Below are 25,433 nucleotides of genomic sequence, written 5' to 3'. Positions count from 1 at the left end.
CTCCCAACCAAAAGGAACGACGGATGTCGATCACGGCCGAGCGCAAGCAGGCGCTCATTAAGGAATATTCCACCAAAGCCGACGATACGGGCTCGCCCGAGGTCCAGGTCGCGATCCTGACGGAGCGCATCGTCAACCTCACCGAGCATTTCAAGACGCATGTGAAGGACAATCACTCGCGTCGCGGCCTGCTGAAGCTCGTCTCCCAGCGTCGCCAACTCCTCGATTACGTGAAGAAGCGGGACGAAGCCCGCTACAAGACGCTGATCGAGCGTTTGGGCATTCGCCGCTAAGAAGCCTTGCGAAAGCGGCGCGACGACAGGCGCCGCTTTCGCCTTTTGAAAGGGGGCCGACGCGCCCCAAACAGACCCAGCGCGAACACCGTCAGGGCAGGATCGCCGGACGCTGCGGGGCCGGACCACAAAGAGCAACGCTTCCGCAGCCTCTCGCCGTCTTGCTCATGACGAACCGTCGGGTTCATCAGAGAAAGACCAAATATGTTCGAAGTGCACCGCGAAGAACTCGACTGGGCCGGGCGCAGGCTCGTCCTCGAGACCGGAAAGGTCGCCCGCCAAGCCGACGGCGCCGTGATGGCGAGCTGGGGCGAGACCACCGTCCTCGCCACCGTCGTTTCCGCAAAGGCTCCCAAGCCTGGCCAGGACTTCTTCCCCCTCACCGTTAATTATCAGGAAAAGGCCTTCGCCGCCGGCCGCATTCCGGGCGGCTATTTCAAGCGCGAAGGGCGTCCCTCCGAGCGCGAAACGCTCGTGTCGCGCCTCATCGACCGCCCGATCCGTCCCCTGTTCCCGGACGGCTACCGCTGCGACACGCAGGTGATCCTCACCGTGCTCTCGCATGATCTCGAGAACGACCCCGACATTCTGGCGATGGTCGCGGCTTCGGCGGCGTTGACGCTCTCGGGCGTGCCCTTCATGGGGCCCATCGGCGGCGCGCGCGTCGGCTATGTCAACGGCCAGCTCAAGCTCAATCCGACGATCGAGGAGATGAAGCTCTCCGACCTCGATCTCGTCGTCGCCGGCACCCAGGACGCCGTGCTGATGGTCGAGTCCGAGGCCAAGGAGCTTTCCGAAGAGACGATGCTCGAAGCGGTGATGACCGGCCATCGCGGCTTCCAGCCGGTGATCGACGCCATCATCCGCCTCGCTGAACGCGCCGCCAAGGACCCGCGCGAGCTGATCATCCCCGACACCTCGGAAATCGCCGCCGCGGTGGCGAAGCACGCCGAAGCCGGGCTGCGCGAGGCCTATAAGATCACCATCAAGCAGGACCGCTACGCCGCCGTCGACGCCGTGAAGGCGAAGGCGATGTCGGAGCTCTTCCCGGAAGGGTCGGAGCCCCTCTACACCAAGGAGCAGGTCGCCGAGGTTTTCAAGGAGCTTCAGGCCAAGGTCGTGCGCTGGAACATCCTCGACACGGGCGTGCGCATCGACGGCCGCGACGTGAAGACGGTGCGGCCGATCGTCTCCGAAGTCGGCGTGCTGCCGCGCGCCCACGGCTCGGCGCTCTTCACGCGCGGTGAGACGCAGGCGCTCGTCGTCGCGACGCTCGGCACGGCGGAAGACGAGCAATTCGTCGATTCGCTCGAGGGCACCTACAAAGAGCGCTTCCTGCTCCATTATAACTTCCCGCCCTATTCCGTCGGCGAGACCGGCCGTATGGGCTCGCCGGGCCGCCGCGAGATCGGCCACGGCAAGCTCGCCTGGCGCGCCATCCGTCCGATGCTGCCGGCGGCTGCGGAATTCCCCTACACGCTGCGCGTCGTGTCGGAGATCACCGAGTCCAACGGCTCGTCCTCCATGGCCACGGTGTGCGGCACCTCGCTGGCGCTGATGGACGCGGGCGTGCCGATCAAGGCGCCGACCGCCGGCATCGCCATGGGCCTCATCCTCGAAGGCGAGCGCTTCGCGGTTCTCTCCGACATTCTCGGCGACGAGGATCACCTCGGCGACATGGACTTCAAGGTGGCGGGCACGGCCAACGGCGTGACCTCGCTGCAGATGGACATCAAGATCGCCGGCATCACCGAAGAGATCATGCGTGTCGCCCTCGCCCAGGCGAAGGACGGCCGCCTGCATATCCTCGGCGAGATGGCCAAGGCGATCACCAGCTCGCGCGCCGAACTCGGCGAATTCGCGCCGCGCATCGAGACGATGAAGATCCCCACGGACAAGATCCGCGACGTGATCGGCTCGGGCGGCAAGGTGATCCGCGAGATCGTCGAGAAGACCGGCGCCAAGATCAACATCGAGGACGACGGCACGGTGAAGGTCGCCTCCGCGGACGCCAACTCGATCAAGGCCGCGATCAACTGGATCAAGTCGATCGCTTCGGATCCGGAAGTCGGCATGATTTACGAGGGCACGGTGGTGAAGACCGCCGACTTCGGCGCCTTCGTGAACTTCTTCGGCGCCAAGGACGGCCTTGTCCACATCTCGCAGCTCTCGAAGCAGCGTGTGGCGAAGACGACCGATGTGGTGAAGGAAGGCGACCGCGTGAAGGTGAAGCTCCTCGGCTTCGACGATCGCGGCAAGGTGCGCCTCTCGATGCGCGTCGTCGACCAGACGACCGGCGAGGACCTCGAAGCCAAGGAGAAGGCCGAGCGCGAAGCCGCCGCCGCGGCGGAGAGCGAATGAGCTGACACCTCTCGGTCAAACAAGCGCAAGCCGTCCGACACAATCGGGCGGCTTTTTTGCAAGGGGACGCGCATGCTCAGAACAATGGTTTTTCTAATTGCGCTTAGCGCCGTCTCGACCGCCCAAGCGGAGCCGGATTATTCCCGCGTTCTCGACGTCGAGACCTTTTCCTTGGAAAACAATGGCGATACGGACCGCGCCGTTCTCGTGGACAACGGCGATTCAGGCGCCGACCTCTACATCTACCGGGCGCTCGAGCCCGCCTTCGATCCGGCCAAGCCGCCAAAGCCCGCATTGGTGAAAAAGAACGTCGCCTGGAGCGGCGGCATATGGGGCTCGCGCCCTTCGCTCGAAACCAGCGCCAAGGGCTCCCTTCTCGTCAAATCCGAGAATACCGGCATAGGTCGCGACAAGTGGACACAGACGCTGACGGTCGTCTACCGCAACAAGGAGTTCATCGTCGCCGGCCTGACGCGCGACGCCTATGATTCGCTCGAGCCCAACGCCTCGCACAGCTGTGATCTCAACTTCCTGTCCGGAAAGGGCAAGAAAGATGGAAAGCCGGTTGAGGCGAAGTTTCCGGTCAAGAAGCTCGCCGACTGGTCCGACGGCGATCTGCCCAAGGAATGCGCCTTCTAGAGACATGTGCCCGCGTCGGCCTCGCCTTATCTAGAAACGAGGCGGAGACGCGGGCAGAACATGACGGACACCCGAAAGAACGGAGACGCGCCGGTCGGCGAAGTCTTCACGACTGGCGAGCCAATCGACATTTTCCTCCTGGCGCGTCTCGGCTTCACCTTCATCTTCGTCGTTCTCACGGCGCTCGTCGCGGCGCCTTATCTCGCCAGCGTCACCTGGGCGCTCGTGTTGGCGGTCGTGTTCATCCGCCCGCATCGCTGGTTCGAAACCTTCCTCGGGCCAAACAAAGCCGCCGGGCTCTCGGTCGCCTTTGTCGCCCTCATCATCGTCGCGCCGCTCCTTTTCATCTTCCAGCGCCTTCTCCAGGAAGCGCTGGCTGGCGTCGACTACGTTCAGAGCGCCGTCTCGGCGGGAAGATGGAGCGACTTTCTCGCCGCGCATCCCTGGCTCGCCTGGCTCGGCGACCGCGTCGACGTGCCGACCACCGCCGCGCGGCTCGGTGAATTCTTCACCAATCTCGGGGCGTCGGTCTTGAGACAGTCCACCGGACAGGCCATCACCATCGCGCTGGCGTTTTACATGCTGTTTTTTTTCCTGCGCGATCGCAGCGCGGGGCTCGACGCGGTGGTTCGGCTCTCGCCCTTTTCCAATATCGAGACGGGCAAGCTCATCGTGCGCGTGCGCGACACGATCTACGCGACGATCTTCGGAACGCTCGCCGTGGCCGTGCTGCAGGGCGCGCTCGGCGGCGCCATGTTCTGGTGGCTGGGCTTTCCCTCGCCGGCGCTCTGGGCCGTGGTGATGACAGTCATTTCGATCATTCCGGTGCTGGGCTCTTTCGTGATCTGGATCCCTGCGACGATCTACCTTGCGCTCGAAGATCGCTGGGCGGACGCCGTTACGCTCGGCATTTGGGGCAGCGTCGTGATCTCGACGGCGGACAATGTCGTGCGTCCGCTGCTCGTCGGCGAAACCTTGCGCCTGCATACGGCGCCGGCCCTCATCGCCATGCTCGGCGGACTGCAGCTCTTTGGCCCGTCGGGGCTCATTCTCGGACCGGTCGCCTTCACCATGACCTTGCTCATGCTCGAATTCTGGCGGCGCCGCTCGGACCCCGACCTGCAGACGGAATAAGTTACGTCGTCGTGGCGACGAGGCGTGTGAACGCGTCGTCGAGCGCTGCATCCGACGCCTCGACGACGGCTGCGTTTTGCGTGAAGACGATGAAGCAGCGCAGCCGCTTGCCGGGATAGAGCGGGCGCAGCGCGGCGCGGTACAGCGCGAGCTGGCGAAGCTGCGCGGCGTTCGGGGTCTCGTGCGGCCGGCCTGTCTTGAAGTCGGCGACGAGCACGCTGTCCTCAGTCTCCGCCAGTCGGTCGATCCGGCCCGAGACTGTAAGCCCTTCATCGAGGGCGGCGTAGACGTCGGCCTCAGCGATGGAGCGGGGCCCGAACAGATCGGCAAGCCGCGGGTCATCGATGGCGCGCAGCGCCGCGTCGATGATGTCGTCAGACGTCTTCTCGTCCAGATTTGCGCCGCGCAGAGTGAGAAACCGCCGCGCGGCCTCTTCCCGCCGACTTGCCGGGCAGGCCGGAAGATATTGCAGCAACGCATGGGTGAGACGCCCGATCAGAACGCGTAGGGCGTCACGGCTGTTCGGCGCGCCGCTTTCAACCGCCGCAAAGGCGTCGGCGCCGGCGAGCGCGTTCGACGGGCGCAGCGGCGGCGGCGGCGACGGCTCGGCTGGCGCAGGCGTGCGCGCGAAGTCGGGGATCGCCGGCGCGCGCGTTGGCGCAGCGCCGAAGCCAAGATCGTCACGCAAAGGCGCATGGCCGCGACGCAGGATATAGCCGTCGGCGTCCGAAAGCCTTTCGCAGTCCCCTTCGAGCGCCGCCTCGACCATTCTATGCCAGCAACCTTCCGCCGGCGGGGTCTTCCGGTGAAAGCCGGCGATATAAAGCCGCTCCTCGGCGCGCGTCATGGCGACGTAGAGAAGGCGTCGATGTTCGGCCGCTTCCGCGGCGCGATGCGCCACGCGCGCCTGCGTAAGCGCGTCCGGGTCGCTGTCCTTGCCGCGCGACCAGACGAGCGACAGTTCATCACCGACGCCGAGCGTGAAAAGCTTGGGATCATGCTTGCCGGCCGGCGCGCTGCAGGTATCGGGCAGGAACACGATCTTGGCTTCCAGCCCCTTGGCGGCATGGGCGGTCATCACGCGCACCGCGGAGCCGGCGGCTTCCATGTCGCGCTTGATCGAGAGATCGAGCCCCTCGATCATCGCCAGAAATCGCACGAGCGATGGTGCCTCCTCGCGCTCATGGCTCATCGCCAGCCGCAGAAATTCGTCGATCGCGTCATTGGCCTCGGGCCCGAGCCGCGCCACCAGCCGGCGCCGGCCGCCGCCGGGCCCAAGAACGAGGCTGTAGAACTCAAAAGGCGCAAGCCGCGCCGCCTCCCTGCGCCATGTCGAAAGTTTCTCCGCGGCCATGCGATGGCGCGCCTCTGGCGACTGCCTGAGCGCGTCGAAGAGCGCGCCCCGCCGCTTTGGCGCAAGAGCAATGAGATCATCGTCGTCCAATCCAATCAGCGGCGACTTCAACACGGTCGCCAGCGTCAGATCGTCATCGGCGAGCAGCAGAGCGCGGCCCAGCGCCACGAGATCGTTGACGGCGATATGCGTGGCGAGATCGAGCCGGTCGGCGCCGGCGACCGGCACATCTTCCGCCTTCAGCGCGCGGATCAGCGCCTCGAAAAAGGCGCCGCGCTTGCGCACCACGATGAGAATGTCGCGCGGCTCGACCGGGCGCGGGCCGAACCGGTCTTCGACATATTCGCCGCTCCCGGGCGCCAGCAGGGATTTGATCTTCGCCGTGATTTTACGCGCGAGCCTTTCGCCCGGATCGGTCGCCTTCGCATAATCGAGCGGCAGCCGCCAGTCCTCGGGCTCCTCCTTGTCGATCGGGCCGATCGGCTCCCAGATTTCCACGAGCGCATGCACGTGCGGCTTGGTGGATTCATGCGTCAGCGGCGGCCGGTTGGGATCGGGGTCGCAAGTGAGGCCCTCGCTATTGCCGGCGAAATTGAAGACAGCGTCAACGGCTGAAAGCACGCCGGGCGCCGAGCGAAAAGATTGCGTGAGCTGCACATATTCGAAACGCTGCTCGACAGCGACAAAGCGGCGGGTCAAGACGCGCCGCATGGAGTCGAATTTGTCGGGCGCGGCGCCCTGAAAGGAGAAGATCGACTGCTTGTCGTCGCCGACGGCGAAGAAACTACGCGCAGCGCGGCGCGCGCCGAGGCCCGCGCAAAATTCCTGCACGATGGCGGTGAGTATTTCCCATTGCCGCGCGCTCGTATCCTGCGCTTCGTCGAGCAAAATGTGGTCGATTTGCGAGTCGAGCTTGTAGAGCACCCAGGACGGCTCGGATCGATTGAGCAGGCGCCAGGCGCCTTCGATCAAATCATCGTAATCGAGGGCGTTGCGATAGCGCTTCGCCTGTTCATATTGGCTGACGATCGACTCGCCCAGTTGCGCGAGCGCAAGCGAGCGCTCTGCGGCGGCCGCCGCCTTGCGCTTCTCGATGAGCCCCGCCAGACGATCCTGCTCCGCCTGCATTTCTTCGAGAAGTCCAGGAGCTTCATCACGCAGGCCCTTTGTGATGATGGCGCGTTTGTCGCCGCCGCGCGCGTCGCCGTCCTTGGTGAAGAAGACCGAGAGGTAGCATTCGATGCAGTCCGTCCCCGGCGCGAGCGCGATGGCCCGTTCGAGATGCGCGAGCAGCGCCTTGTCCTTCGGCGAGCCCAGCCCGAGGCGGTTCGCCAACTCCGGCCATTGCTCCCGCCCCTCGATCATCTCCGCTTCGATCTGTGCGAGCGTCTCCCCTGCCTCCAAACCCAGCCGCGCCCGCAGGCGCCTCTCGTAACTTTTCCATTGATGCGCCTGCGCCAGCGCCTCGCGCTTTTGCAAGATCGCCGCGCATAGTTCGTCGAAGCCCTGCTCCGTCGTCTCCGAAGCGACGCGCGCGAGGGCGTCATGCAGCGGACCCGGTTCGCTTTTCGCCTTTTCGATCGCACGCCGCTTCGCCGCCTCCAGCAGCTCCGCGCGCCCCGCGTCGTCGAGCACGCTGAAGCCGGCCGGGGCGTTGGCCTCGAAGGGAAAGCTGTGCAAAAGCCTTTCGCAGAAGGCGTGAATCGTCTGGATTTTGAGCCCGCCGGGCGTCTCGACCGCGCGCGCGAACAGGCTGCGCGCGAAGTCGAGCTGGCGCGGCGAGGGCGCTTCGGCGCCGGTCTCGACGATTTTCTGGGCGAGCGCGCAATCGTCGAGCACGGCCCATTCCGCGAGCCGGGCGAAGATGCGCGCCGACATATTCGCGGCCGCCGCTTTTGTAAAGGTGAGGCAGAGGATCTGCGACGGGCGCACGCCTTCGAGCAGCAGCCGCAGCACGCGCTGCGTCAGCACATAGGTCTTGCCCGAACCCGCATGGGCCGAAACCCAGGCGGAGGCCCGAGGATCGGCGGCCTTGTGCTGCTTCTGGATCGTCAGCGAAAGATAGGCGCGATCGCTCATGCCTCGTCTCCGCCGCCGCGCGCCCATTCTTTCACGCGCGCGAGATGGTCATAATCGCCCTCGTGCTTCACGAAGGCGACATAAGGGCGCGACGGATAGGGCGTCGCGGGATCGCGATATTGCGAGAGCATTTTGACGAGCTCGTCGCGGTGTTTCGCGACGACGTCCTCGAAACTGTGCTCCTTCCAATGAAGCGGCTGCGTCTTGCCGCCGTTCTTGAGGCCGACATAGGCCGCGCCGGCGACGGGCCGCGCGCCGATCTCGGCGAAGGCTCCGGCCGCAATCATCGCCGCCTCGAGCGTCAACTGCGGAGACCAGCCGGCGAGAACCTGCTTGTTGGAGGGCGGTTCGCCGGTCTTGTAATCGAAAACGCAGGCGTTTCCCTGTGCGTCGATCTCGATGCGGTCGGCTTTCGCCGTGAGCGAAAATAGCGCGCCATCGGCAAGCGTGACGACCCATTCGCCAGCTTTCTCCATATGAATGACGCCGCCTTTCGCCCGCTGCGCCTGCTCAAAGGAAAAAGCGTGCTGGAGCCCGGCCTGGACGCGGGGCCAAGTAAAACTTTCGAATGAGGGATCGACGAGAAACGGGCCGAGCGCCTCTCGTGCAATTTCCACTAGTCGCGCCTGCCCGTCCGGGGGAAGCGGGCCTTCGGGATAATGTCGAACAAACGCCTCCAACGCGGCATGGATCGCCGTGCCCATCTCGCGCGCGCCAATGTCGACCCCGAGCGGCGCGAGCGGTTTGAGCTTGAGAATTTGCTCGGCGAAGACCGCATAAGGATCGCGCCGGAGCGTTTCTATGCGCGTGACGCTCAGTCTCGCGGGCCGCAACTCGATCGGCGGCGTCGGGGCGGGGCGCTTCAGCGTGATGATTTCATGCGCGTGCGGCTGATCGAGCGCCGCGGCGATGTCGAGCATACGAACGCCGCGGGCTCGGCAGGCGCTCATCACATCTGTGCTCGCGAGCGCCTCCAGCCGCGTGAGAAAGCGCGAGGCGACGGTCGGCGATCCGTCGCGCTTGGCGGCGCGGCTGAGCACGACCTCCTTGGCCCCTAACGCCATCACGAAGTCATGGGCGCTTTGGCCGATGCGGCGCTCGGGCGGCGACAGGCCCAATTGCGAGCGCATCGAACGGTTGAGAAAGGCGCCGGTTTCGGCCTGCGGCGGCCAGACGCCCTCGTCCAGCCCGGCGAGCAGCATGAGGTCGGCGTCCATCAGGCGCGCCTCCAGCGGACCGAGGATCTTGAGGCGCGGATGGGCGCGGCGCGGGCCGCGCAGCATCGTTTCGAAGGCGATGCGATCGAACAGCGCCGCATAGCCTGACGCGTCGAAGCCCGCCGGCGCCTCTGCGCGCGACAGCCGCTCCAAAATATCGAACAGCGCCAGCGCGCCTTCGTCCTCGCCGCTCTCGACGCCCTTCGTCATCGCCTCGAACGCGGTACGATGGGCGCAGGCGAAATTTTTCAGATCATGCTTGCCTTCGAGCGCGACAAGCGGCGCGACCGCCGCTTCGACGTCGCGCAGCAGCCGCTCAATCTCGTCCCACTGCGTCGGGTCGATGCGGCGCGCCGCAGGATGCGCGTGAGCGTCCCGCGCTGCGAGGCGCGCCCGCGCGACGCACGCCGCATAGCCCTGCGCTGCGCGGGGCGTCGCCCTCAGGACGCCGATTTCAACGAGCGGCGCGAGCGTTGCGATTTCTTCGGCCGCGCGGCCGAAACGGGCGAGCGGATGTTGCAGCAGCGCCGCAATGGCGACAGCGTCGAGTCCGGAGGCGCCGATCGCCGCCGCCTGGCGCGCCAGCGCGCCGACCGGCGTCGAGGCGAGAGAGGCGCCGCCCGAGTCGTCGATCTCGATCGAGAAGCGCCGCAGCTCCGCCGCGACGCGGCGCGCGAGATTTCGATCGGGCGTCACCAGCGCGGCGGTGCGCTCGGGCGTCTCCAGCGCCTCGCGCAGAAAAAGCGCAAGGGCGAGCGCCTCCATCTGCTCGTCCGGCGCCTCCAGCAGCGTGACGCCCTCGAGCGCGGCGGCAAAGCGCGCGCCTTCCGACGCGCGAAAGTCGCGCCAGCTCGCCGTCGCGCCCGCGGGCGTCATCGCCTGCGAGACAAGGCGGCGGCGTTCGGCCTGCGCCGGCGCCAGAACCGCAAGCTCGCGCACGTCGTCGCGCTTCAGCTTCATGACGCCGAGCAGGCGCTTCAGGATCGTCTGCGGATGGGTAAAGGCAGGCTCGTCGCCGCTGTCGCCGACATGCGCCCAAGCGACCTCATCCATCGCCAGATCGAGACCGGGCAGGATGACTGCGCCATGATCGAGCGCAGCGATGGCCGAGAGCAGTCTCGCCGTCGCCGGCTGCGCGCCTGTCGAACCAATGGCGACGACGGGCGCATGATCCTGGGTCTCGCCAAGACGCTGCACATGCGCCTCGAGCATGCGCTTTCGCCGCGCGGCGGCGTCAATGCGGCCGATTTCCTCGAGCATGTTGGGCCAGACATCGACGACAATCTGAAGGAAGGTGGTGGTGATCGCCCAGTATTTGTCGAAAGCGCTGTCGTCGATCGCAGCGGCGATTTTGTCCGGCGCTACGCCTTCGATGATCAATTCATCAATGAGCGCGCCGAGCTCGGCGGCAAGCGCATAGGCGCCCGCGGGCGACGAAGCGACGAGAAAAGATTCACTTTCATGCAGCACCAGGCCGCCTTGCCCGTCGGCGGCGAGGATGGCTCTGTCGACCGACGCGGACCATTTGGCGACAAGCTGCGCAAGAAGCAGACGGCGTTCGAGCTCTTCGATCTGCGGCCGCGCGGCGGCGTCGAAGTCCCCGGAGAAATCGCCAAAAACTGTCGCGGTTTCCTGCTCCTCCAATCCGCCGAGCGGAAGGATGCGCGGCAGGAAGGTTGCGCCCTTGCCGATGGCGCGCGCGAATTCCACGGTCAGCGCGCGGCCCGCGCGTTGGGTCGGCACATAAATCGTCGCCCGCGCCATTTGGAGCGGCGGCGTCTCGCGCGACAGCTTTGAAACAATCTTTCCAGCGAGAAGCGCGTCGACGAATGTTGCGAGAAAGGGCGCGCCTGGCGCGATGGTGAAGACATTGCGTTTCACGCCCATGCGTCACCTTCCCGTCGCGGCGATCGCTTCCTCCGCGTCGTCAATCGCGGCCACTGTGCCGACATGCAGCCAGAGCCCGCTGGAGACGACCCCGAACAGGCGCCCCTTTTCCGCCGCTTCAAACAGGAAGGGCGCGAGCTTGAAGACGTCCTGCGTTGCTTTCGCGAACAGTTGCGGCTTGATGAGGCCAACGCCGGCATAGACGTAAGGCTTGGGCCCCGGTCGCCGAACGATGCGGCCGTCCGCCGCGAGATCGAAGTCGCCGTCCCAATCGACGCCAATGCTGCCTTGCGTCGGCGAGAGCAGCAGCGCCGCGTCCATTTCCGCAGCGCGCCACGCCTGCGCCAGGTCGATGAGATTCGAGCGCGGCGCGCCGTGCCAGAAGGCGTCCGTATTGCAGATGAAGAAAGGATCGTCGCCGAGAAGCGGCAGCACCTTCTTGACGCCGCCGCCCTGATCGAGGAGCAAGGCGCGCTCGTCCGAAATGACGATGCGCGGCGCCGTGCGGGAGATGAGATGCGCCTCGATCTGATCGGCGAGATGATGCACATTGACGATCGCCGTCTCGACGCCCGCGCGCGCGATGTCATCGAGCGCGCGATCGATCAGCGCCTGTCCCGCAACGCGAACGAGCGGCTTTGGCGTCTTGTCGGTCAACGGCCGCATGCGCGTGCCGAGGCCGGCCGCGAAAACCATGGCGGTTCGCGGCATGACCGCGCCGCGCTCAGGCGTCGTGGAACAGTCCTGGGAGATTGGCTTCATACCAGGCTTTTATCTCAGCCAGCGCCGGATGTCTCAAGGATTTCCGCAGATACGATTCGACCCGCGGCAGATGCGCCAGATATTGCGGCTTTCCGTCGCGCTGATTGAGCCGCGCGAAGATGCCGAGAACCTTTGTCGCCCGCTGCGCCGCGAGGATCATATAGGCCTTGGCGAAGGCCGCCATGTCGAAGCTTTCGTCGGCTTCGCGTCTGAGCCTGGCGTAATGCGCAAGGAGCTTCAGTTCGAGATCGTCGGAGACGGTCACGCGCGCATCCTGCCCGAGCGACGCCATGTCATAGGCTGGGTGTCCGAGCACACAATCCTGGAAATCGATCACGCCGACGCGTTGCACGCCCTCGCGCTCCGCGAGCCACAGCAGATTGGGCGAGTGATAGTCGCGCAGCGTCCATGTCGGGGGCGCGCCGACCACGTCGATCAAGGCGGTGCGCCAGAGATTGGCGAAGATGGCGCGCGCGCCGGAAGCGACGTTGCTCTTGATATGGCCCACATACCAGTCGAGCAGCAGGTCGGCCTCGATGAGCAGCGCATCGAGGTCGTACGGCGGAATATGATAATTGCCCGCGCCGTCGACGGGCAGCGTATCGGGCAGCGCCTGCGCATGCAGATGCGCAAGCGCGCCGGCGGCCTCGAGATAGCGCTCGGGGATAGGTCCGTTCGCGTCGACGACGCCCTCGCGCCCGAGATCCTCGACGATCAGCAGGCCCGCGTCGAGATCCTGCCCGAAGATTTTCGGCGCCGAAAGCCCGTGCGCGCGCAGACCATTCGCAAGGGCGACGAAAGGCTTCACATTCTCGGCGAGGCGCGCAATGGCGCTGTAGGGCTTGCCATAGCGCACCGGCGGGCCATCCGGACGCGGCGGCGAGATCATCAGAATGGCGCGCGCGCCGTCAGGCTTTTCGAGGAGTTCATAGGCGCGCGTCGAGGCGTCGCCCATGAGAAAGCGCCGACTGGCCTCGCTCCAGCCCTCTCTGCGCAGAAGTTCGCGCAGCGACTTGAATGAGCTGAGCCGCGGCGCGAACGCGCCGTGACCCGAGACGGTGATGCGGCGCGCGTCGCGATTTTCGCCGTCGACGAAGCTCAAGCGCAAATCGATCCGATCCTGCGGCAACGCCTCGGGCGCACGCTCCGCCCATTCGACGAGGACGATTGCGTCCTCGACCTCTTCATCCCAGCCGAGACCCGCCAGTTCGGCGCCGGATTCGATGCGATAGAAGTCGGCGTGAACGATGCGGAGCGCATCATTCTCGTAGATCTGCATCAAGGTGAAGGTCGGGCTCGGCGCCTCCACGGAAGGGTCGTTCATCAGCGCGCGGATGATGGCTCGCGCGAATGTCGTCTTGCCTGCCCCGAGATCGCCGGCGAGCGTGAGCGTGTCGCCGCTTTTGAGCAGCGTCGCGAATTCCTTGGCCAGCGCCAGCGTGCCCGCTTCGTCGGCGACGTCGATGCGCCAGACGGTCTTCGCCGCCCTGTCCTCGCTCATGACGCGCCTCCCTCGCTTGCGGCGGGCCGCGTTTCTGGTTTCGACTCACTTGCGGGAAACACGCAGGTGACGGACGTGCCCTCGCCTGGCGCCGAGTCGATGAGCACCTTGCCGCCATGCAGCTCCATGAAGGCGCGCACGATCGAGAGGCCGAGCCCGACGCCGCGGTGACGCGAACCCGCCGTATGCGACTCGAAACGGTCGAAGACGCGCGCCAGAACCTCCGGGGGAATGCCGCGGCCGCGATCCGTCACCTTGAAAACGACCTCTCGGTCCCGCCGCAGCGCGGCGAGCGTCACGGTCTGGCCGGGGCTCGAGAAGCCGATGGCGTTGGAGAGAAGATTGAAGAGGACTTGCCGCACGCGTTTGGCGTCGCCGCGGAACGACCCGACATTGTCCATCGCGACGATCTGCACATCGATCGAGTTCTCCTCGAGCCTGTCTTGCACGCCCTCGATCGCCGCATGCATTGTGGCGACGACGTCCACGTCCGAGACTTCGAGCTCCAGCGCGTCTTCGTCGATCGTCGCAAGATCGAGAATATCGTCAATGATCGCGAGCAGCGCCGCCGAGGACTTGCTGACATAGCCCAGATATTCGAGCTGCCGCGGATTGAGCGGGCCTGTCGACTCCTCTCCGAGCAGATGCACGAAGCCATTGATGTTGTTCAGTGGAGAGCGCAGCTCGTAACTGATGTGGTGGATGAAGTCGTTGCGCAGCTTCTCCGCGGCGAGCAGCGCCTTGTTGCGGTCGGTAAGCGCGCGCTCGACGTTCACGTCCGCCGTCACGTCGACGAAAGTGAGAAGCGCGGCACCGTCGAGCAGCGACTGGGCCGTGCAGTCGAGCACGACGCCGTCGCTTCTCTCGATGCGGCGCGTGAAGCCTTCGCGCATATCGTTGAAGCTCGTGACGAACCCCTTCAACGCCGCCCAGGTCTCCGCACTCTCGTGCAGCATCCGGCAGCGCGCCGCCAGCGCCTCGAAGCGGGGCTTCTTGGCGAGTTCCTCAGGGTCGAGCCGCCAGAGTTTGATGAAGGCCGGGTTACAGAAGCTCAGGCGCCCATCCGCGCCGAACACCGCCACGCCCTCGCGGAGAGTGTCGAGCGTCTCGCTCTGCGTGCGGTTCAAGGCGTTGAAGCGCGTTTCGAGATCATAGGCCTTCGTGATGTCCTCGTAGAGATAGGTCACGCCGCCCTGCGCATTGGGATGCGCGACGACGTCGAGGATCCGGCCGTCGGGCAGATGCCAAGTGTGCCGAACCGGCTCGGTGGCGCGATAGGCCTCGAAAAGCCTTTCTTTCCAGGCCCTGTAATCGGGCTCCGCGGGCACGCGCTCGTCTGCGCGCAGCCGGTCGAGAAGCTCGCCGTCCGTCGGCTTCTGGTCGAGAAATCTGGCGTCGAGCTGCCAGAGCTTGGCGAAGGCCTCGTTATTGTAGATCAGGCGCTTCTTGCGATCGAACAAGGCGACGGCGGTCGGCAGTTGATCGAGCGTGCGCACATAGCATTGCATTTCCTGTTCGAGCTCGGCCCGCACGCTCTCGACGTCGTGGCGGTCGATGGCGATCGCCGCCGTCAGCGGCGCGGTCGTCTTGGTCACGTCGAGCAGATGCCGCGCGCCGGCCACCACCGCCAAAACGCGATCTCGCCAGACCGCGCCCTTGGCCAGCGCCTTGGCGGCGTCGCTTCGCGCCTCTCGATCGAGCAGTTCGACGCCGCGGGAAATCGCGTCTTCCTTGTCCTTGGCCTCGACCGCGGCCACATAAGCCTTGTTGACGAAGGAAAGCCTGCCGTTTTGGTCGCGCAGCCACACAGGGGCCGGCGCGGCGTCGAGCAAGGCCTGCAACCCCGCGAGCATGCGCTGCGTCTCGGCATGGCGCTCGCGCAGGCTGATCAGCTCCAGCCGATCGCCGGAAACCTCTCGAATTCTCAGGACGGCGCTGCCGCCGACCGCACGGCCCTCGGCGTCGTAGTAGCGCCCCGCAACGCCCGCCAGCGGCAGACGGAAGGCTTCGCCGTTCTTGCGCAGCCGGTCGATGGCGGCCTCCAACGCCTGCGCGTCCTTCGGGGCGAGCCAGGTTCCAAAGGCCAGAAGCCGGCGCTGCGCGCCCTCAGCGTCGATGAGCAGCGTCGAGGCGCTGACGTCCGGATCGCCGTCAGGAGAGGACCAGGCGACAAAAGCTTGCGGCTCGCTCGCGAGGAAGGTCCGGGCGCGGTCGAAACGCGCGCGAAGGTCCTCGAGCTCGGCGGCCATCAGGCTCTCGCGGCGGCGCCAATGGTTGCGCTCCCCGATATGGGTCAGGGCCACGACGGCGGAGAACAGCGCGAGCCCGCCGCTGAAGGCGAATCCGACGACATCGGCGTCAACCGGCAGAGATAATGTCTGAGCCGCCGCCGGCGCGCCGAAAAAAACGACGCCGACCAAGGCCGCGGAGCCTCCCCACGGGCGCAAGCGCGGCCGTTGAAACCGACGCGAGGCCGCCTCAACGACGAAATGCAGTCGGCCGCATCGCATCATGAACGAGACATTTCCTTTCGCGCGCCATGCGGCTCGGGCGTCATCGAGAGCCGGGCTCCAGAGATAATTGAAAACGCTAACGACGAAACCGCACAGGGAACCTTGCGCAAGGACTCTTGCTCGATAATCGAGGACGAACAGCGGGGACACACGCAGGCGCCCGGCGGCGCCTCCGGAGAAGGCGGGTGGGACCGGGTCCGGCCAGCTCGCCCGACCGTCGCGCCCACGCTCGGCACGCATACTACGAATCGTCCCAATCTAGAACGCGTTTCGAGAAAACGGAATCGTGTTTCTGACGAAGAGTCGCATAAAAAACGGCCCCGCTCCAAAGGAGGGGGCCGCAATTCGAGGCCGGCGAGCCGGACCGTCAGGCTAAAGCTCAGTAACGGTAGTGCTCGGGCTTGAAGGGACCATTGACCGGCAGGTTCAGATAGGTCGCCTGCTGCTCGGTCATCTTGGTCAGCTTGACCCCGATCTTGTCGAGATGGAGCGAAGCCACCTTCTCGTCGAGATGCTTGGGCAAGGTGTAGACTTCCTTCCCGTATTCGCCCTGCTTGGTGAAGAGCTCGATCTGGGCGAGGGTCTGGTTGGTGAAGGAGGCCGACATCACGAAGGACGGATGGCCGGTGGCGTTGCCGAGATTTACGAGACGGCCTTCCGACAGCAGGATGATCCGCTTGCCGTCCTGGAACTCGATTTCGTCGACCTGCGGCTTCACATTGTGCCATTTGAGATTGCGCAGGCCGGCGACCTGAATCTCCGAGTCGAAGTGGCCGATGTTGCAGACGATGGCGCGATCCTTCATCGCGCGCATATGGTCGATGGTGATGACGTCGACGTTGCCCGTCGCGGTGCAGAAAATGTCGGCGCGCGACGCCGCGTCTTCCATCGTCGTCACCTCATAGCCTTCCATCGCCGCCTGCAGCGCGCAGATCGGGTCGATTTCGGTGACGAGCACGCGGCAGCCGGCGTTGCGCAGCGAGGCGGCCGAGCCCTTGCCGACGTCGCCATAGCCCGCGATGCAGGCGACCTTGCCGGCCATCATCACGTCGGTGCCGCGGCGGATGCCGTCGACGAGCGACTCGCGGCAGCCGTAGAGATTGTCGAACTTCGACTTGGTGACCGAGTCGTTGACGTTGATCGCCGGCCAGAGGAGCTTGCCCTCCTTCTGCATGATATAGAGGCGATGCACGCCCGTCGTCGTCTCCTCGGTGACGCCCTTGATCGACTCGGCGTTGCGCTTGTACCAACCCGGGTTGGATTTCAGGCGCTTCTTGATCGCGGCGAAGAGGACTTCCTCCTCTTCATTGGTCGCCTTGTCGAGGAAGGCGGTGTCGCCGTTCTCGGCGCGCAGGCCGAGATGGATCAGCAGCGTGGCGTCGCCGCCATCGTCGAGGATCATGTTCGGGCAGCCGCCGTCGCCCCACTCGAAGATTTTGTGGGTGTAGTCCCAATAGTCCTCGAGGCTTTCGCCCTTGCGCGCGAAGACCGGCGTGCCGGCCGCCGCGATCGCCGCCGCGGCGTGGTCCTGCGTCGAATAGATGTTGCAGGAGGCCCAGCGCACATCGGCGCCCAGCGCCTTCAGCGTCTCGATCAGCACCGCGGTCTGGATCGTCATATGCAGCGAGCCGGCGATGCGCGCGCCCTTGAGCGGCTGCGACGGGCCGTATTCGGCGCGAGTCGCCATGAGGCCAGGCATTTCGGTCTCGGCAATGGCAATTTCCTTGCGGCCCCATTCGGCCAGGGAAATGTCGGTGACGGCGTAATCGTTGAAATGGGCGGTCATGCGTATCCTCTGCTCGGGCAGGCCGGCGTCCCGGCGCAAGCCGCGCCTATAACAGGGCGGACTTAAGAAGGCAATAAACATATAAAGATTTGTTTATGTCAATTGCCGACAGGCCTGAACGGACGCTCTGCGCCGCTGGCGGAGGCTCGGCCAGCGGCGCAGAGAAGGCTAGAACTCCTCCCAAGCCCCGGTCTGTTCCACGGGGGCCGCACCGCCCCGCCCAACGGTTTTCAGGGCGACGACAGGGGCCGCCGGCGCTTGCGCAGGAAGCCGTTCCGGCGCAAGTTTGCGCTCGTCGCGGGTGGTGGCGAACTCCCGCACGGTCCTGGCGAGATCTTTGGTCTCTTGCTGAAGCGCCTCGGTCGCCCTTGTGGTTTCCTCCGCCATCTTGGCGTTCGCCTGAGTGTTCTGGTCGACCTGCCCGACAACCGTCCGAATCTCCTGCAGCGCGCGCGCCTGCTCGGTGGCGCGCGCAGCAATGCTGGAGACCGCCGCCTCCAGCTCCTGGACCTGGGACACGATTTTCTGCAGCGCCTGGCCGGTCAGGCCGACGAATTCGACCCCCTGCCCCACCTCGACGCTGGACGAGGAGATCAGCGTCTTGATTTCCTTCGCCGCCTCCGCGGAACGCTGGGCGAGCGCGCGCACTTCGGATGCGACGACGGCGAAGCCGCGCCCCGCCTCGCCGGCCCGCGCCGCCTCGACCCCGGCGTTCAGGGCGAGGAGGTTGGTCTGGAACGCGATCTCGTCGACGACCCCGATGATCTGGCCAATGCTTTGGGATGACTTCTCGATGCGGGAGATGGCGTCCACCGCCTTGCGCACGACGGCGCCGCTGGCTTCCGCCTCGGTCCGCGTCGTCACCACGATCTGCGCGGCGCCGGTGGCGCCATTGGCGATCTGCTCGGCGCTGTCGGTGATCGCACGCAGCGTCGTCGAGGCGAGCTCGAGCTCGCCCGCCTGGCGCTCAGCCTGTCCGGCGAGATCGGCGGCGGCGGAAGCGATCTGACCGGCGGCCGGCGCGATCGTGTCCACGCCTTCCTTCACGGCGCCCAGGGCGCGCTCGAGCTGCTGAGTCGCCGAGTTGAAGTTCGATTGCAGGCTGCGATAGCTTTCCGGGAAATCGGCCAGCAGCCGATAGGTCAGGTTCTTTTTGGAAAGCTCCGCCAGCCCGGCGCCGATCGCCGTCGACACCATCTCGCGCTCTTCGCTGATCGCTTGCTCGCGCTCTTCGGCGGCCCGTCCTTCCTCCTGCCGGCGCCGTTCCTCTTCCGCCTCGCGCGCCTGGGCCCTTTCCTGATCGATCAGCGCCTGTCGGAACACTTCGACGGCCCGCGCCACGTCGCCAATCTCGTCCTGCTCGTCCTTGTAGGGGACGGCCTTGTCGTACCGCCGATGGATGAGGTCCTCGATATAGGCCCGCAGAACGGCGAGCCGGTCGGCGGATTTGCGGCGCAAGAAGCGGATCGCGCCCCAGATCGTCAGGAAGACGAGCCCGGCGGAGCCGAACATCAGCGACTTGAACACAGTCGCCTCATGGGCGGCGTCGGCTTCGGCCTTTGCCGAGAAGGCGTTCGCTTTAATGACCATCTCGTCGACGACAGCGCGATGCGCCTCGTAATGCCGGGCGAGATCCGCCATGGTCTGAGCGGCCCGCGCTGGATCCCCGGATTTTGCGGCCGGCGCCAAAGACGTCTCGACGACGGCCCAGAACTTCTGCGCCTCGGCGTCCGACCGCGAGACCAGCGTCTTGATATCCGAGGGAAGAAGCTCCGACTTGTTCCAAAACGCCCGCCGGTCTTCGTAGCTGCCCTTCAGCTCCTGCAAGCGGGCGATATGTCGGTTCAGTCCCGCCGGCTCGCGAAGCGCCAGATGCGCCTCGAGATAGCCTTCGATGACATAGACGGGCGGCGGCAGAATATCAGCCACCAGATCCTTGCCCGCCATGATTTTGTCATAGGCCGGGCTGCCGATTTTCAGCCGCTGCAGCGCAAGCGTGCTGGTGACCAGCGAAAAGGCCATCCCCGCCAGGATAAGATAGCCGCCATAAGTAATCGCCTTCGAAATCGTGACCCGCATGTCGGTGGCCCTTCGCGTTCAGCAGTCGTAGGTGCGGGCGCGCGGCGTCGCGTCATGCGACCACGGTCATGCGCGCAGATCGGCTGGCATCGCCGAGGGCGACGGATCGATGGGGAGGACCAGACGCCTACGGAAGCAGGGACCTCGCCCGACGCATGAAACCGTCGTTAGCGTCGACGTTAGATAAAGAGCAAGATTTAAGGGTCCGTAAAAAAGACCACTTCTCGTAGAAATATGGCAACGATACAACTGGGCCGGGAGTTGGAGCGCCCGGCCCGCCCTCGCCATATTCCGCCTAGGCGGCCGTGCGCTTGCGCGGCGCGAGCGGGTGCTTTGACCTCGCCGCGTGATGATCGAGGCCGAAGAGCTCCGCCATCCCGCCGGCGCGCTCGTAGTCTTCGCAATAATGGTGCAGGAACTCCATGACCGTGTGGTCGATGGTCGACGTTTCCGACAGATCGAAGACGACAGTCTTGCCGCGCGGCAGCAGCGCCAAATCTTTCTTGAGAGCCAGAACATTGGCGAAGAAGGCCGCGCCGCCGAGCCGCACGTGGAAGACTTCCGGCTCCGCCTCCTCGATTTCCAGACGCAGACGCAGCACGTCGCTCCAGTTGACGCTGCGATAAAGGTGGAAGGCGAGTTCGGCGAGAACGCCGATCCCGACGCCGATGATCAGGTCGGTCGCCAGCACGCCGGCAATGGTGATGCAGAAGACGCCGAGCTGATCCCACCCAATGGCCAATGTCTTTTTGAACACGCTCGGCGAGGCGAGGCGGAAGCCGGTGAAGACCAGCAACGCCGCGAGCGAGGCGAGCGGAATCTCGTGGATGAGCTTGGGGAACAGCGCCACAAAGACGAGCAGGAACAGGCCGTGGAAGAAATTGGCCCAGCCCGTCCGTGCGCCATTGTTGCAATTGGCCGAACTGCGAACGATTTCGGCGATCATCGGCAGGCCGCCGATCAGGCCGCAGAGAATGTTGCCGAGGCCCACGGCCGCGAGATCGCGGTTGAGGTCCGACGTGCGCTTGTAAGGATCGAGCTTGTCGACCGCCGCCGCGCTCAGCAGCGTCTCCAGGCTGCCGACGAGGCAAATCGCGAAAACCTGCTGCCAGAAGACAAGCGAGAAGATCGGCGCGAAATCCGGCAGGGCGAAGCTCGCGAGGAAATTATTCGGAATCGCGACGAGGAATTTCGGACCGATCGTGAATTCGTGATGAGGGAGAAAGGCCGTGTCGGGAAGAAACAGAAAGATGTGCTCGTCGTCGAGGTCGAAATATTGGCCGAGCGCCATGCCGACGATGACGACGACAAGCGGCGCCGGGATCATCTTCACATAGCGGTTCGTCACGAGCGACCAGCCGATCAGGATCAGCAGGCCGACCCCGCCGATCGTCGCTACTTCCGGATTCATGTCGCGCAGGCTCGCCGGGATGGCGGCGATGGTCTGGAGCAGCGTGTCCGCCTCGGGCTTGACGCCGAGCATGACGTGAAGCTGCTTCGACATGATGATGATGCCGATCGCGGCGAGCATGCCGTGCACGGCCGAGGCCGGAAAAAAGGCCGAAAGCTTGCCGGCGCGACAGAGCCCCATGGTCGTTTGCAGGACGCTGGCGCAGACGATAGCAGCCAGCGTGTAACGGTAGCCAGCCATGGCGTCGCCGGCTCCGAGTTCCTGCACGGAGGCCAGCACCACGACGATGAGGCCGGCGGCGGGACCATTGATGGTGACGAAGGAGCCGTTGATGCGCGAGACGACCAGCCCGCCGACGATCGCGGAAATCACGCCCGCCTGAGGCGGAAAGCCAGAGGCCATGGCGATGCCGAGACACAGCGGCAAAGCGATCAGAAAGACGAGGAAACCCGCGACGGCGTCCTGCCGCCAATTCTGCTTCAATCCGGCGAGGCCCGTCAGCGGGAGCTCGGCCCTTGCAAGGGTGTTGGTCATAGGCGTGGAATGATCCCTCCAGGGACGACGCGCGCTCGCAATGCGGATGGCGTTCATCTCGGCCGTCACTGTCACCTCTCTGTCATAAACGGGCGCCGCACGAGGGGGGCGCTCAAAACAGCGGCGGAATGCCTAAATATTAGACTCCTTCCCGGCGACCTCCGGCGGTCGGCTGCTACGGATCGGCTACCCTTCGGGTCCCCGCTGTTCTATAGCAAGGCAGACGCCACCCGCCGGCAGGCCGGAAAAGACATGCTCGACCTTTTGAAAACCTTCATCGCGGACCTGACCGGCGAAGCCGAGCGGCCCAAGCCCTTCGAAACCGCCGATTATCAGCTCGCCGCCGCCGCGCTCCTCGTGCACATCGCCTCGATCGACGGCGACTTCGACGCGGACGAACGGGCCCGTATCCAAGCGCTCGTCGAAGCCCGGTTCGGCCTCTCGTCCGACGCGGCGCAGAAGCTTATCGCCGAGGCCTTTGAAAGCGAGCGGGAGGCCGTCGACCTCTACCGCTTCACCAGCGTCCTCAAGCGGCGTCTCGACGAAGAAGGTCGCCGGCAGGTTGTCGCGATGTTGTGGGACATGGCCCACGCCGACGGCGAGGTGCACGAATTCGAGGAGAATGTGGTCTGGCGCGTGGCCGAACTGCTCGGCGTCTCGACGCGCGAGCGGGTCGAACTTCGCCGCGAGGCGCGGGAGAACCTTGCGACGCCGCCGCAGGAGACCTGGTATCGCCCCAAGGAGTGATCGTCGGACATGAGCGAACTGCACAAAGGCCGGCCGGCGGCCGTGATCACCGGCGCGTCCGAGGGGATCGGCGCCGAACTCGCCCGAGTCTTTGCAGAAAAGGGACATGAGGTGGCGATCGTCGCGCGCCGCGGCGACCGGCTCGAGGCGCTCGCCGACGAGATCGCGGCCAAGGGGCAAAGCCGCCCCGCCGTGATCGAACTCGACCTCCTCGCCGACGGGGCTTCGCGGACCCTCGAAAAGCGGCTGGCCGAGGCCAATCTTGGCCCCCAATATCTGGTCAACAACGCCGGGTTCGGACTCATCGGGCGCATCGCCGACCTCGATGAGGCCGAGCAGCTCGACATGATCGATCTCAATATTCGCGCCCTGACCGAGCTGACCCTGCGCTTCCTGCCGTCGCTCACCGCCACGCAGGGCGGCGTGCTGAACGTCGCCTCGGTCGCCTCCTTCATGCCGGGACCGGGATTCGCCGTCTATTACGCGACCAAGGCGTTCGTGCGCTCCTTCAGCGAGGCGATCGCGCATGAATTGAAGCCCGCCGGCGTGAAAGTCTCCTGCCTCTGCCCCGGGCCGGTCGAAACGGGCTTTCAGGCCCGCGCCGGGATGAGCTTCGACGGCATCATGTCCGCCGTAAAACCCGCGCTGGTGCCGGCGTCGGAAGTCGCACGGCAGGGCTATGAGGGCCTGATGGCCGGCAAGCGCGTCGTGGTGCCCGGCGCGGCCAACAAATTTCTGGTGTGGGGCGCAAGGCTCTCGCCCCGCGCCCTGCTGCTGCCGCTTCTCGGCGCGGCGCAGATGAAGCGAAACTAAACGTCCCAAACAAAAAAGCGGGCCCAGAGCCCGCTTTTTTCAAAAAAGAGCGCCAAGCGCCTTATTCCTCGGTCGACTTCACCTTCAGAACCTGACGGCCGCGATACATGCCGGTCTTGAGGTCGATATGGTGAGGGCGGCGCAGCTCGCCCGAGTCCTTGTCCTCGACATAGGTCGGGGCCTTGAGGGCGTCGGCGGAACGACGGAAGCCCCGTTTCATCGGGGAGACTTTTCTCTTCGGAACGGCCATTTGCTTCTCTCTACTAAACGGCGAAGGCCGCGCGGGTTCGCCCCGGCGCGGCGGAAACTGATGCGGCCCTATACGCGAATTTGACGCGCTTGGCTAGCCGTCGCGCGCCACAGCTTTACCCGACCGTCGACAGCTCGAGCTCGAGCATATTTTTCACCAAGAATCTAAGCGCGGATTTAACGCCTCCTGCTGAAAACATTGTTGAATGTAATCATGGAGGCGTTGTGTGAATCCAGAGCGAGTCGTCACTTTCGGCCGGCGCGGGTCACAGAAAACCCCGCGCGTCCCCGCGCGAGACCACCGCAAACAACCGCTCGCCGACCCGCCCCGGCTATCCTACGCCGACCTTTCCAGGGCCGGCGAGGAGGAGGCGGAAATAGGCCGCGACCAAGCGCCCCTGACAGAGCTTCCCTCTCCTCGCCGCGGGAGCGCCGCCTATGGCGCCAATGAGACTCAGATGCGGTGGTTCATCGGACCGGGCTGGGAGGATTATCGCGACCTCTGGCTCCAGATGAAGCACGACGGCGCGCTCAGGCCGAGCTTCTCCTTCGACGCGTTTTTCTTTTCCTCGCTCTGGCTTTTTTACCGGCGATTATATGCGCCAGCTCTCGCAGCGACCGGATTCGAGTGCGCGGTCATGGGCTTGTCGCCGTCCAACTTCTCGGTTTGGCAATTTCTCCTCAGCCTCGGCGTCGGCTTCTTTGGCAAGTCGCTGGTCATCCGGCGCGGCATGAAGACGATCGGAGCCCTTGCCGAGTCGGGCCGTTCAAGCGGTCAGACGGCCTTGCGAATCGAGCAGGCCGGCGGAACTCGATTGCTCGCGCCCGTGGCGTCAACCGCACTGCTCGCCTCTGTCACATTCGCTCTCGACGTCGGCCGCCAGATCGATGGCTCGACGCCCCCCACGGCCTCGTGGCGGATGATCGCCACCTCGCTTGACGTCGGAACAAAGAAAACGGCGCCCTGAATCGGGCGCCGCTTGTCTCTTTCCCCAGATCAACCTTTGTCGGGCTGGCCGTCGACGGCGGCCGGGGGAGTCGGCGAGGCGCCGTCCTTTTCATAAGAGCCCTTTTCGGCGCCCTTGAGCATTGCCGGATCGTCCTCGATAAGCTTGTTGGCGCCCCGATCGTCGGCATGCCGCGCCGTCGCGGCCACGGGCGCGGCCCTCATCCCCGTCTGCGCGGCGAGCCAGCTGCGCCACTGTTCATGCGAGCCGTTGAACGTGTTCTGGTCGACGGCGCCGACGATGCCCGGCACGCGGCCGTCCGAGCGATATTGCCAGAAGGTCCACCTGCGGTCGCCGTAGCGCACCTTCGGATGATATTTCGTCGAGCGCACCCAGATCGGATATTCCGATAGGGCGTCGGGCTGGAGAATCGCCTGATAGAAGTCGACCGAGGAATAGATGACCGGCTTCTTGCCGTAGTGACGCTCCATCGCCTCGAGCATGATCCGCATGTCGCGGATCGCCTCTTCCCGATAGAGCGTGCGCTTGCAGCTCTTGGATTCAGGGGTCGGCTCGACGTCGAGAACGGGCGGCAGGGCTTCCGGGTCATTGGGGACGGCGGAGGCGAAATTGGCGATTTCTTCGTGTGGCGGGCGGCACCAGTAGACAAAGTGATAGGCGCCGCGCGGCACGCCGGCCGCCTTGGAGGCGGCCCAATTATACTGGAATTTCGAGTCGGTCTTGTCGCCGCCCTCCGTCGCCTTGATATAGGCGAAGGCGACGCCCGAATCCCGCACCTGCTCCCAGTCGATGTCGCCCTGATATTTGGAGACGTCGATGCCGTGGACGGCGAATTCGGCGCTGCGGGTCGCGGGGAAGAGGTGAAGGTCGGTCTCCGGCACCGCATAGGCGAGGAAGGTCGGGTCCTTCTTGGCGTTGACCAGAGGGGCGCTGGTGGCGAAGCGCGGGCGCCGGGCGTAGCCGGGGTCGTAGGCGCTGCCGCAGGCGGCGAGTGTCACCGTGCTGGCCGCAACGCAAGCGAGCGCAGTGAAACGCAAAACAGAAAAATTCAACGAGCGCATTTCGTCAAATTATCCCCTCAGCCGGTAACGAAGCGTTAATGGCCG

17 protein-coding genes are annotated in these 25,433 nt (G+C 65.2%); 7 read left to right on the top strand and 10 right to left on the bottom strand.

The annotated features are described in order from the left end of the window. The first annotated feature begins 23 nt into the window (after positions 1–23). The 4 genes from rpsO to ACETII_RS14405 all read left to right on the top strand — a co-directional run bounded on the left by rpsO (position 24) and on the right by ACETII_RS14405 (position 4,427). A complete protein-coding gene (gene rpsO / locus ACETII_RS14420; RefSeq protein WP_363346948.1) occupies positions 24–293 on the top strand; it encodes a 30S ribosomal protein S15 in 270 nt (89 codons plus the stop codon). Positions 294–497: 204 nt separating this feature from the next. Further along, a complete protein-coding gene (gene pnp, locus ACETII_RS14415; protein WP_363346946.1) occupies positions 498–2,654 on the top strand; it encodes a polyribonucleotide nucleotidyltransferase in 2,157 nt (718 codons plus the stop codon). Between the two features lie 72 nt (positions 2,655–2,726). Beyond that, positions 2,727–3,293 carry a hypothetical protein gene (locus ACETII_RS14410; RefSeq protein ID WP_472785965.1) on the top strand — a complete coding sequence of 189 codons (567 nt, stop codon included), beginning with the start codon at positions 2,727–2,729 and terminating at the stop codon, positions 3,291–3,293. Positions 3,294–3,353: 60 nt separating this feature from the next. Then, complete coding sequence (locus tag ACETII_RS14405) at positions 3,354–4,427, top strand: AI-2E family transporter (RefSeq protein WP_472785964.1); 1,074 nt, start codon at positions 3,354–3,356, stop codon at positions 4,425–4,427. Position 4,428: 1 nt separating this feature from the next. Here ACETII_RS14405 and addA read toward each other — a convergent pair whose 3' ends face one another. The 8 genes from addA to ACETII_RS14365 form a co-directional block, all read right to left on the bottom strand. Beyond that, complete coding sequence (gene addA, locus ACETII_RS14400; protein ID WP_472785963.1) at positions 4,429–7,860, bottom strand: double-strand break repair helicase AddA; 3,432 nt, start codon at positions 7,858–7,860, stop codon at positions 4,429–4,431. Beyond that, positions 7,857–10,964: a double-strand break repair protein AddB gene (addB, locus tag ACETII_RS14395; protein WP_472785962.1), complete on the bottom strand. Its 3,108-nt coding sequence runs from the start codon at positions 10,962–10,964 to the stop codon at positions 7,857–7,859. Before addB ends, addA begins: the two co-directional genes overlap by 4 nt. Before the next feature lie 3 nt (positions 10,965–10,967). Further along, positions 10,968–11,660, bottom strand: coding sequence for a nucleotidyltransferase family protein (locus ACETII_RS14390; protein WP_472788171.1), 693 nt, complete (start codon positions 11,658–11,660; stop codon positions 10,968–10,970). Between the two features lie 28 nt (positions 11,661–11,688). Next, positions 11,689–13,227: a tRNA (adenosine(37)-N6)-threonylcarbamoyltransferase complex ATPase subunit type 1 TsaE gene (gene tsaE, locus ACETII_RS14385; RefSeq protein ID WP_472785961.1), complete on the bottom strand. Its 1,539-nt coding sequence runs from the start codon at positions 13,225–13,227 to the stop codon at positions 11,689–11,691. Further along, entirely contained in the window at positions 13,224–15,740 is a 2,517-nt protein-coding gene (locus tag ACETII_RS14380; protein WP_472785960.1) for an ATP-binding protein, read from the bottom strand. Before ACETII_RS14380 ends, tsaE begins: the two co-directional genes overlap by 4 nt. Positions 15,741–16,119: 379 nt before the next feature. Continuing rightward, positions 16,120–17,526 carry an adenosylhomocysteinase gene (gene ahcY, locus ACETII_RS14375; protein ID WP_472785959.1) on the bottom strand — a complete coding sequence of 469 codons (1,407 nt, stop codon included), beginning with the start codon at positions 17,524–17,526 and terminating at the stop codon, positions 16,120–16,122. 168 nt (positions 17,527–17,694) lie between these two features. Continuing rightward, positions 17,695–19,605 (bottom strand): methyl-accepting chemotaxis protein, encoded by a 1,911-nt coding sequence (locus ACETII_RS14370; RefSeq protein WP_472785958.1) that lies wholly within the window; start codon positions 19,603–19,605, stop codon positions 17,695–17,697. A 295-nt stretch (positions 19,606–19,900) separates the two neighbouring features. Beyond that, complete coding sequence (locus tag ACETII_RS14365; RefSeq protein WP_472785957.1) at positions 19,901–21,550, bottom strand: SulP family inorganic anion transporter; 1,650 nt, start codon at positions 21,548–21,550, stop codon at positions 19,901–19,903. 252 nt (positions 21,551–21,802) lie between these two features. Here ACETII_RS14365 and ACETII_RS14360 point away from each other — a divergent pair, with 252 nt between their 5' ends. Then, positions 21,803–22,297: a tellurite resistance TerB family protein gene (locus ACETII_RS14360; RefSeq protein WP_363346927.1), complete on the top strand. Its 495-nt coding sequence runs from the start codon at positions 21,803–21,805 to the stop codon at positions 22,295–22,297. A gap of 9 nt (positions 22,298–22,306) precedes the next feature. Then, positions 22,307–23,110, top strand: coding sequence for an SDR family NAD(P)-dependent oxidoreductase (locus ACETII_RS14355; RefSeq protein ID WP_363346925.1), 804 nt, complete (start codon positions 22,307–22,309; stop codon positions 23,108–23,110). A gap of 61 nt (positions 23,111–23,171) precedes the next feature. On the opposite strand, the gene rpmF is transcribed toward ACETII_RS14355, so the two are convergent. After that, on the bottom strand, positions 23,172–23,360 hold the full coding sequence (gene rpmF, locus ACETII_RS14350) for a 50S ribosomal protein L32 (RefSeq protein WP_363346923.1): 189 nt from the start codon (positions 23,358–23,360) through the stop codon (positions 23,172–23,174). A gap of 226 nt (positions 23,361–23,586) precedes the next feature. Between rpmF and ACETII_RS14345 the strand changes: the two genes are divergently transcribed. Beyond that, complete coding sequence (locus ACETII_RS14345) at positions 23,587–24,327, top strand: DUF2628 domain-containing protein (protein ID WP_472785956.1); 741 nt, start codon at positions 23,587–23,589, stop codon at positions 24,325–24,327. Positions 24,328–24,356: 29 nt separating this feature from the next. Here ACETII_RS14345 and ACETII_RS14340 read toward each other — a convergent pair whose 3' ends face one another. Continuing rightward, complete coding sequence (locus ACETII_RS14340) at positions 24,357–25,388, bottom strand: glycoside hydrolase family 25 protein (protein ID WP_363346920.1); 1,032 nt, start codon at positions 25,386–25,388, stop codon at positions 24,357–24,359. Positions 25,389–25,433 lie beyond the last annotated feature (45 nt).

This window comes from Methylocystis sp. NC52PC, assembly GCF_055698645.1.
Note: the sequence above shows the minus strand (reverse complement) of the source record. Positions and strands in the feature narration are given on the sequence as shown.